This window comes from Streptomyces sp. adm13(2018), from assembly GCF_008042145.1.
Taxonomy (GTDB): Bacteria; Actinomycetota; Actinomycetes; order Streptomycetales; family Streptomycetaceae; genus Streptomyces.
The window spans coordinates 1-9,303 of the sequence record NZ_RDBH01000011.1; the positions used below are offsets into that span (position 1 = coordinate 1).

The 9,303-nt window shown below is 73.9% G+C and carries 10 protein-coding genes and 1 pseudogene; 6 read left to right on the forward strand and 5 right to left on the reverse strand.

Annotation, left to right across the window (positions count from 1 at the left end; genetic code table 11):
* The first annotated feature begins 226 nt into the window (after positions 1–226).
* Positions 227–619, forward strand: a complete 393-nt coding sequence (locus EAO70_RS00765; protein WP_148001098.1) for a hypothetical protein — start codon at positions 227–229, stop codon at positions 617–619.
* A gap of 60 nt (positions 620–679) precedes the next feature.
* Here the strand turns inward: EAO70_RS00765 and EAO70_RS00770 are convergent, their stop codons facing one another.
* On the reverse strand, positions 680–1,927 hold the full coding sequence (locus EAO70_RS00770) for an MFS transporter (protein ID WP_261992574.1): 1,248 nt from the start codon (positions 1,925–1,927) through the stop codon (positions 680–682).
* 128 nt (positions 1,928–2,055) lie between these two features.
* On the reverse strand, positions 2,056–2,889 hold the full coding sequence (locus EAO70_RS00775; protein ID WP_148001099.1) for a DUF1684 domain-containing protein: 834 nt from the start codon (positions 2,887–2,889) through the stop codon (positions 2,056–2,058).
* Between the two features lie 129 nt (positions 2,890–3,018).
* Between EAO70_RS00775 and EAO70_RS00780 the strand changes: the two genes are divergently transcribed.
* The 5 genes from EAO70_RS00780 (at position 3,019) to EAO70_RS00800 (ending at position 7,367) form a co-directional block, all read left to right on the forward strand.
* Positions 3,019–4,077: a S8 family peptidase gene (locus EAO70_RS00780; RefSeq protein ID WP_410090911.1), complete on the forward strand. Its 1,059-nt coding sequence runs from the start codon at positions 3,019–3,021 to the stop codon at positions 4,075–4,077.
* A gap of 172 nt (positions 4,078–4,249) precedes the next feature.
* Complete coding sequence (locus tag EAO70_RS00785) at positions 4,250–4,594, forward strand: hypothetical protein (RefSeq protein WP_148001100.1); 345 nt, start codon at positions 4,250–4,252, stop codon at positions 4,592–4,594.
* A gap of 123 nt (positions 4,595–4,717) precedes the next feature.
* Complete coding sequence (locus tag EAO70_RS00790) at positions 4,718–4,948, forward strand: DUF2945 domain-containing protein (RefSeq protein ID WP_148001101.1); 231 nt, start codon at positions 4,718–4,720, stop codon at positions 4,946–4,948.
* A 193-nt stretch (positions 4,949–5,141) separates the two neighbouring features.
* A complete protein-coding gene (locus tag EAO70_RS00795) occupies positions 5,142–6,050 on the forward strand; it encodes a S41 family peptidase (RefSeq protein WP_148001102.1) in 909 nt (302 codons plus the stop codon).
* Between the two features lie 123 nt (positions 6,051–6,173).
* Entirely contained in the window at positions 6,174–7,367 is a 1,194-nt protein-coding gene (locus EAO70_RS00800) for a hypothetical protein (RefSeq protein ID WP_148001103.1), read from the forward strand.
* Between the two features lie 158 nt (positions 7,368–7,525).
* On the opposite strand, the gene EAO70_RS00805 is transcribed toward EAO70_RS00800, so the two are convergent.
* The 3 genes and pseudogenes from EAO70_RS00805 to EAO70_RS00815 form a co-directional block, all read right to left on the reverse strand.
* Positions 7,526–8,002 carry a hypothetical protein gene (locus tag EAO70_RS00805; RefSeq protein WP_148001104.1) on the reverse strand — a complete coding sequence of 159 codons (477 nt, stop codon included), beginning with the start codon at positions 8,000–8,002 and terminating at the stop codon, positions 7,526–7,528.
* Positions 8,003–8,046: 44 nt separating this feature from the next.
* Positions 8,047–8,607, reverse strand: a complete 561-nt coding sequence (locus tag EAO70_RS00810; RefSeq protein ID WP_148001105.1) for a flavoprotein — start codon at positions 8,605–8,607, stop codon at positions 8,047–8,049.
* Positions 8,608–8,666: 59 nt separating this feature from the next.
* Positions 8,667–9,303, reverse strand: a pseudogene (locus tag EAO70_RS00815) (NAD-binding lipoprotein); the annotation flags it as partial.

Sequence of the window (9,303 nt, forward strand, 5' to 3'; positions counted from 1 at the left end):
GTCCCCGACCCCGTGCCCCGGGTGGACTGGCGGCGCCTGGCCGACCTCGCCTTCGGCCGCCCCGTACCGGACGTCCCGGGTCGTAGCCACGGGCGGGACGACTGAGCCTCCGCGAAGCCCCGGGGCCCCGTGTCGGCGCGTACGGTACGGCCCGGGACAATGGCCGCCCGGGCGTTCCGCGGACGGGCGCGGGTGTGGTCCGGTCGAGTGGAGAGACGAAGGATCGATGACGCTGACAGTGGGCCGGCGCGTACGGCTGGCGGTGGACCTCGCGTTGACGGGGCAGGTGGCGCCGGTCGGGGAGGACCCCGCGGAGCCCGCGGCCGCCGTGGGGTTCCTGGCCCTGCCGGCGGGTACCGAGGGCACCGTCGAGGAGGTGGCCGAGGACCGCGCGGAGAGCGAGGACGTCCGTGAGTACGCGCGGCTCGCCTCGCTGCTGGACTCCTTCGGCGACCAGATGCCCCCGGCGAGCAGGACACAGCTGGAGGAGCGGGTCTCCTCCCTGGAACCGGCGTGGACCGCGTTCCAGGAGGCGGCGGTGCCCGTGCGGGTGCGCGTCCGGCTCGACAACGGTTTCGTCCTGCGCGACACGGCCGGACACGTCTTCGTCGCCGTCTGACGCCCCGGCGGCCCGGCGGCCCGGCGCAGATGCCGGTACCGGCACCGGGGTCTTGCGGTCTCACCGCTCGCCGGTCGCCGCCGGCCGCCGGATCAGATAGGCGGCCGCGGAGGCGACGAGCACGAGCATGCAGGCGATGAACACCAGCCCCGCCCCCTCCAGGCCGAGCGGGTCGGCCAGCACCCCGACGCCGATCACCGGGATCGAGATCCCGGTGTACGCGACCACGAACAGGGTCGAGATCACCGCCGCCCGCCGGTCCGGCGGCGCCGCGGCGGCGACCGAGGCCAGGGCCGCGCGGAAGGCGAGCCCCTGGCCCACGCCGCCGACCACCGCGGAGAGGAAGACGAACGCCAGGACGTCCGTGTACAGCGCCGCGGCGAGGAGGACCAGCCCGCCGAAGAGCACCGCGCACCCCAGCGGCAGCGAGCGGGCCACCCCTACCCGGTCGACGGCGAGCTGCCCGGCCGTGGACGAGAAGAACGCGAGGGCGACGACGAGCCCGCTCACCGCGTGGTTGTCGATGTGCAGGTAGCGGGCGAGGAACGCGGGGCTCACCGAGGTGAACACCCCGAACAGGGCGAACCCCACGAACGACGCGATCGCCGCCGGTACGAACACCGCCCGCACCTGCGGCGGCAGTGCGGGCAGCCGGGGCCGTACGGCCGCCGGTCCGCGCCGGTCGCGCACGGTCTCGGGGAGCCACACCAGCACGCCCAGGGAGACCGCCACCAGGCCGAGGTGCACGGCGAACGGCAGGACCAGGGGCTCCGGGGCGTACTCCGCGAGCAGTCCGGCGAGCAGCGGCCCACAGCCGAGGCCGCCCATGTTGGCGGCCGTGGCCACGAGGGTCGCCCGGGACCCCCCGCCCTTCGGCGCGAGTTCCATGACGTACGCCGTGGCGGCCCCGGTGAAGAGGCCCGCCGACAGACCGGAGAGGAGCCGGCCCGCGTACAGCCAGCCCAGGGCGTCGGCGAGCAGGAAGCAGACCGCGCTCGCCGCCGCGAACCCCAGGCCGAGGAAGAGCGCCGGGCGTCTGCCGACGGTGTCCGAGGCGTTGCCCGCGAGGAGGAGCACGCCGATGACCCCGAAGGCGTAGACGGCGTAGACGACGGTCACCGTCAGCTCGGAGAACCCGAACTTCGCCTGGTAGAGCGGATACAGCGGGGTCGGCAGCGTGGTGCCGGCCATGCACACGACGAACACGGCCCCGGCGAGCAGACACCGGAGCCACCCCCGGCGGTCCTCCTCCGTGCCCCGGTCGTCCGTCGCACCACGATCGCGCTCCACGTCCCGCTCACCGTCCATGCAGCGGACCGTATCCCCGCCGACCGCCGCCCCGGCGGTGCGAACTGCGGCAATCAGGCGGACGTCACCCGGTCGACGAGACGGCGGGGCGGCGGTCGGCGGGGAGGCCGGGGCTCCCGGCCCGTCGGCTACGGGGCGACCGGCTCGCGCTCGTGCGGGATCCGCTCCCCCGCCTCGACCGCGACCGGCAGCCGGTTCTCGGCCGGCGGCAGCGGGCAGGTCGCGAAGTCGGTGTACGCGCACGGGAGATTGGCGGCGCGGTTGAAGTCGAGCACGACCTCGCCGTCGGGTCCCGGCGCGTCGACCCGCAGGCTGCGGTTGGCCGCGTACGTGGTGACGCCCGAGGTCTCGTCGGTGAAGAGGACCGTGAAGCCACCGGGGGTGTAGCCGTTGAAGGCGATCAGTTCCAGGTCCCGGCCGTCGAGCCGGAAAGTGATGCTGCCCGGTGCGTCGTAGACGTGCTGGAGGCCCTCGACGGAGGCGCCGACCGTGGTCGGCCGGGGCTCGGCGAAGGGCACGTACCGGCCGGCGACGGCCCAGCGGGGGTCGGGCGCGTACGCCGGGGTCCCGGCGAAGGCCACCCGCAGGGGGTGACCGGGGTGCCGCGGCCGGACGATGTCGTGGCCGCCGCGCTTGGCGACCTCGATCACGGCGTCGCCCCAGACGGCGTCGACGCCGCCGCGCTCCGGGATGTCGCCGAAGGCGTACCGCCCCCGGACGACCGCGCCGTCGACGACGAGTTCCTCCCCCTCGTCGAGTTCCACGGTCACGCCGTCGGGTCCGGTCGACCAGAGCCCGGGGGCGTCGGGGAGGCGCTGGGCGTCGCCGGTGAGCCAGTGCAGGCCGGTGATGGCGAGGAAGCCGTGCTCGGCGGCGAGCCGGGCGTCCTTGTCACGGTGCCACTCCTCCCACTCCGCGGCGAAGGCCTCGGTGGTGGGAGCGGGGGCGTCGCTGAGGGTCATGGTGGGTCCTCCTGGTGTCGTCTGCTGCGTCGCGAGCGGGGGCGTGCACCGGGAGGCCCTCGCGCCCGCCCGTGGCGACGGGCCCGGGCGGACCCGACCCCCGCGCCGCTGACCACCGCCGCGAACGCGGTGCCCGGCCAGTACATCGTGACGCTCGACCCGACCATGGACGCGGCGGACGCCGCGAAGAAGCTGGGCCTGGCGCCCACCTTCGTCTACGACAGGGCCATCAACGGATTCGCGGCGCCGCTCTCCGCGGTGCAGCTCGACACCGTCCGGAAGACGCCGGGTGTGGCGTCGGTGGAAGAGGACGCCGTCGTCCTCACGCCGCCCCGTCCGCCCGCGTCGACCACCCCCCGCAGCCCGGCCGCCAGCTGGGGCCTGGACCGGATCGACCAGTGGAACCTGCCGCTCGACAACGACTTCACCACGCGGGGCAACGGGGCCGGCGTGACCGCCTACATCCTCGACACCGGCATCGACTTCGCCCACGCCGAGTTCGGCGGCCGGGCTGCCGCCGGCTTCGACGCGATGGGCGACGGGCGCGCCGGCCAGGACTGCAACGGCCACGGCACCCATGTCGCGGGCACCGTCGCCGGAAACACCTACGGGGTCGCCCGCAAGGCCGGCCTGGTCAGCGTCCGCGTGCTCGGCTGCGACGGCCGCGGCGCGTACTCGGGCATGATCGCCGGACTCGACTGGGTCGCCAAGAACGCCCGCCACCCGGCCGTGCTGAACGGCTCGTTGGGCGGGGCCAGGTCCACGGCCCTCAACAACGCCGCCACCGCCCTGGCGTCCGCCGGGGTCCTGCCCGTCGTCGCCGCCGGCAACGACGCCCAGGACGCCTGCAACGTGTCGCCCGCCTCGGCGACGGGCGTGGTCACCGTCGCGGCCTCCAACCGGTGGGACGAGGAGACGTCCTTCTCCAACCACGGCCCGTGCGTCGAGATCTTCGCGCCCGGCCAGGACATCGTGTCGGCGAAGCTGGGCGGCGGTTCCGTCTCGCTGAACGGTACGTCCATGGCGGCCCCGCACGTCGCCGGTGTCGTCGCCCTCTACAAGGCGGAGCACCCGACGGCCGGCCCCGCCGAGGTCGCCGCGTGGCTCGACAGCAACTCCACCAAGGGCCTTCTGAACAACCTCAGCACCAGCACTCCGAACAAGCTCCTCTACACCGGCGGCCTGTAACCCGGTCCCCGCAGACATCGACACATCGGCTGATCGACACACAGCGGTACGGCGCCCGCACCCCGGTCACCACCAGGGGTACGGGCGCCGTCATCGCATCCCGCGGCCGGAGGCGTCCCGTCCCACCGCCGCGCCGAGTCGCGCGGCGCCGTCCGTCTGCCAGGCTGGGACGGTGAACGCCGACAAGCCTCCCCCCGACCGGACCCCCGACGGGCGGTACGTCGTCATCGACGGCAGACGCTGGCGGGCCACGGACCCCGCGATCCCGGAGGACGTCGCCGCCCGGCTCCGCTCCCACCTCATGGCCGCGCGTCGCGGCGTGGGCGCGGCCCTGCGCGCCCAGGACGCCGAGGCAGAACGCGCCGCCCGGGACCAGGTACAGGCGGCGAAGGTCGCCCTCGGTGAGCGCGGCACGCCCTGGTGGGACCAGTCAGACCCGGAACGCCGCGCCCGCTGGACCCAGGGCCTCGATGCCCTCGACCGGGCCTCGGACCAGGGGGGCACGAGCAAGAGGTGAGCGGGCAGCACCCCCGCTCCGCGCCCTCGCTGCCGTACGGCCGACGTGCGGGTTCGAACCGGCGAAGGGACAGTGGCCAGGCAGGCACCGAAAGGCGGAGCCGGCACGACGGAAGCAGCGGTGATGACGAAGAAGAAGCTGTCCCCCGGAGACGACGTCACCTGGTCGAGCCATGGCCAGACGGTCGACGGCACGGTGAAGAAGAAGATCGACGAACGCACGAAGGCCGCCGGCCGCACGGTGGACGCCTCCACCGAGGACCCTCAGTACGAGGTGGAGAGCGACAAGACCGGCAAGACAGCGGTCCACAAGCCGGAGTCCCTGCGCAAGAAGGGGAACGGAGGCAGCCGGTGAGTGTCTCGACGGCCCCGGCCGTGTCCGGCCGGGACCGCTTCACTCACTGAACCTCGACCGATCCGAGGAGCCGCCGCCCCGGAAGGTCCACCGAGGAACGACGAGCGGTCACGGGACACGGCGAACGATCATGCGCACCGGGCGTCTCAAAGTCGTTGACCCGCCCGAGAGAGCGGTGCTCTACTCCCTTCCCGTGACTACCTCGACAGCACTCTCACCGGCACCGGTCATCGACGAGACGGCCAGACTGGTGGCCGAGCACTACGTCTTCCCCGAAATAGCCGACCAGATCGCCGACCTGCTCCGGCGGCGTCTCGCCGAAGGCTCCTACGACGCCGAGGGCGCCGCGGAACTCAGCCGTCTGGTGACCGCGGACCTGCAGTCCGTCAACGGCGACCGGCACCTGCGTCTCAAGCACCACACGGAGCCCGTGTCCCCGGAACAGGGCGCGGCCACCCTCGCCGCCATGCGCCGGGACTTCGACGCGTCGCTGGGCGGTGTGCCCCGGGTGCAGCTGCTGGACGGAGGAGTCGCCGTCCTGGAACTGGCGCCGATGCTGTTCCCCCTGGACTGGGCGGCCGAGCCGCTGGCCGCGGCGCTCACCCTGGTGTCCCGCGCCCCGTCGCTGATCATCGACCTCCGCGGCAACCGCGGCGGGGACCCCGACGCGGTCGCCTTCGTCTGCGGCTACCTCCTGGACCGCCGCACACACCTCAACACCATGCACTGGCGGCACAGGGAGGGCGGTGAGCAGTCCTGGAGCCTGCCGTACGTCCCCGGCGCACGCTTCGGCGGAAGCAAGCCGCTGTACGTGCTGACCGGCGGCAGCACCTTCTCCGCCGCCGAGGAACTCGCGTACAACCTCCAGCAGCTCGGCCGCGCCACGATCGTCGGTGAGCCCACCCTCGGCGGTGCGCATCCGTGCAAGGGCTGGACGGTGCACCCGCACCTGGAGGTCACCATCCCCGTCGGCCGCGCCGTCAACCCCGTCTCCCGGGCGAACTGGGAGGGCACCGGCGTACAGCCGGACGTCCCGTGCGCCGCCGCCGACGCCCTCGACCAGGCGCACGCGCTGGCGCGCGCCGCCACGACGACGGAGTAGCCCCGCGCCGCTCCCGTACGTCCTCGCCGGTGTCGCGGTCGCAGCGGTTCTCCGGGGTACCCCTTCCTCCGCCCGGGTCACGGACCATACTGGTCGGGCCCTGATCGCCCACCGAACGGTTCCATGGACAAGAACAGCACTTCATCGACCGCCGTCCCCGACACCGCCTGGCTCGGGCGTGGGCGTCACCTCGGGCCGGAGCCCGAGCGGGACGTCCGGCGCAACCTGCTCGCCCTCAAGGCGGCCCGGGTGATCGACGACTTCCTGGACCTCGACCCCGTCGAGGCGGCACGGTCCACCGACCTGTATCCCCGGGACGAGACCGCCGACCCCGGCCCGTCCGCCCGTCGTGTCTTCGAGGCGCGCTGGAGTGTCGCCGACGGCATCACCGTGCGCGCACAGCTGACCACGTTCGACCCCGAGTCCCGCCGTGCGAAGGGCGAGGGTGTCGGCTGGGTTCTCGCCGCCGAGGCGGAGCGGGCGTGGGAGGCGGGCTGGCCCTCGCCGGCCACCGTGTTCTGGCCCGACAGCGACCAGGTCCCCTGGGATCACGAGACGGTGCCGGACGTCCGGCTGCGGACGGCGAACCACCTGCCGAAGGACGACGACGACCTGCGTCGTCTGCTGCGGGCCTGCACCCGGCAGAGCTGGGCCGTGCACGTGGTGATCCACGAGGCGATGACGCCGGACGTCCTGGGGCGCCGGCCGGTCTCGGCGTTCCTGCCGCCCAGCCTGCGCCACCGGGTGGTCGAGCACCGGGCCACGCCGGACCAGGCGCTCATCGCCGACTTCGTGATGAAGCGGGAACTGGGTGTGGGGATTCCGCGCGGCGGCGCCGTCGTGCTGCCCCCGACACCGCGGCTCTTCGAGTACGACGCGGAGCACTTCACGGTCCCGAACGTCTTCCTGGACGGAACGGAGCCCACCGCGCTCCTGGCCAGGATCCAGGAGTTCGCGGCGCTCCCCCAGCACCTGCCGGCCGACGCCGAACAGGCGCTGACCCGGTTGCGCCGGGGATGGCACCTCCTCACGCCCGACGAGGAGCTCGCCCACGCCCGGGCCATGGTCACCCAGTACGCCAAGGCCCTGGAAGCCATGACGGCCTCCTGCGACCTGTACCGCGAGGCCGCCGAGTCGGCGCTCGAAGCCCTCGCCGACGCGTCCCGCGGCGGCGGCGCCCCCCGGCCGGCGTCGCCGACGACATCCAGGGAGGACCCGTCGCCGTGGAAGGCCCTCACCAAGTCGCTCTCCCGCTTCCGCGGCCCGACTCCCCAGGAGCCGGGGTCGGAGTCCCCGCAGCCTCCGCACGGCGCGTGAGACCGACGGGGATCTCCTCGTACCTCAGGCTCGGGGCGTCCTCGCGGCGGTGAACGACGGGGCCGGCCCACGGCGCCCGGCGCCCGCCTCCACCCCACGGTGGGGGCGCGGCCGGGCCCCGGCCGGCCTCAGCCCCTGTCAGGGCAACCGGCCCCGGCTCACGACGGCCACGCGACGACCCCGTCGCGAGCGACCAGCGGTTCCGCCCGGCTCGACTCGTGGAACCGGATCCATCCCAGTTCGACACTGCCGTCGGGCCCCCGGTGTCCGTCGGCGGCCCGGTCCGCGAGCCAGCCGAGCAGCTCGCCCACGAGGTCGAACTCGTCCGGGTGGATCTCCTGCCGACTCGTCAGCGCCCACGTGCCCGCGCCGGTCCGTTCCCGGCGCAGGAGGCCGGAGACGAGCGTGCCCCGCACCTTGTACCCCTCGCCGCGACGACCGAGCAGAGGCTGGGGATCGTCCTCGACGACCGGTACGCCGTCGTCGTCGACGTGGACGCACGGGAACGCGGTCACGATGCCGAGGTTCCCCGGCCGGGGGCCGAGTCCGAGGTGCCACCGCAGCTCGGCGAGCTCGTCCTCGGACAACGCGTCGCGCAGATCCAGCGTGAGCATGAGTTCGAAGATGTCAGCCATAGCCGTACACGCTAACGCCCCGGCGTCCCCTGCCGGATCGGCCGTCATCTGGCCCGGTCGCCCCGGTCCGGATCGTGGGCCTCGGCGGTGACGACGCGGAGCGCCGTGTCCCAGGGGAAGACCACGGGGGTCCCCGGCTGGTTCGGCAGGAACCCGCCCTCCCCGTAGAGGACGGTCGCTCCGGCCGCGCGGAGGGTCTCCACCGACCGCTCGAAGGCGGGGTGCTGTACGTAGTCGGAGTTGGCGCACGGCATGGCCACGAGGGGGATCCGCCGCCCCAGGCTCTCGGCCAGGACGCCGACGACGAACGTGCCCGTGAGTCCGAGCGCCCACTGGTTGATCGTGTGGAAGGTGGCCGGTGCGAGGAGGACGGCGTCCGCCTTCGGCCACGGGTCGGGCCGGCCGGGCAACTCGTAGTCCCAGCGGACGGGATGGCCGGTCAGGACGGCGAGGCCGTCGAGGGAGTCGCCGAGCCAGCGGGCGGCGGTGGGGGTGAGACCGAGGCAGACGTCCCAACCGTCGGCCTGCGCGTCCTCGATGGCATGGGCGATGTCGAAGACGGGCGGGGCGGCGGAGCTGAACAGATACAAGGTCCGATTACGCATGTTCACATCCGATCACATGCGATCGCCTTGTGACGGCCGGGAGTCGGGAGTCCGCCGTCTCAACGAGCGGGCGACGTCTCGCTGTCCGGCCGGGCCTGCCCCTCGTCGGGCCGGAGGGCCGCGGCCGTGGTGACGACGATCAGGACGTCCTCGTGCGACCAGCACCGTACGGCCGTCTTCGGTGGGTTGAGGAGCGGGATCCGGGAGTCACCGGGGCGGTACCCGAGGGCCGTGGCCCCGTGGAGACCGGCCGCCTCGACGAGCGCGGCGAAGGAAGCCTCCGTACCGGCCGGGACGAAGTCGGTGGCGGGCCGGAGCCGGACCGCGTTGCCCACCGGGGAGAAGAGCTCGTCGAAGGCCCCCGCGAGTTCCACCGTCTGCGAGACCTGGGCCATCAGGAGGCCGACGAGCCGCCCTCCGACCACGAGGTCCGTCTGCGGGCCGGCCGGGGCGAGGGGCTGGTGGCGGGCGTCGGTCAGTTCGGCGACCGTCGGGCTCCGCAGGCCCGACTCGCGTTCGGCGGCGCGGAGTCGGAGCAGGGTGACCAGGGTGAACTCGTCGGGGTCGAGGTGGCCGTCGGGGCCGCCGAGGACGAGGAGGCGACGGGACGGGTCGGGGCCAGGGTCGGGGAGCGTCGTCCGGCGCACCGCGTCCCAGCCGTTGCGCGCGAGACCGTCGACGATGTCCGGACCGAGC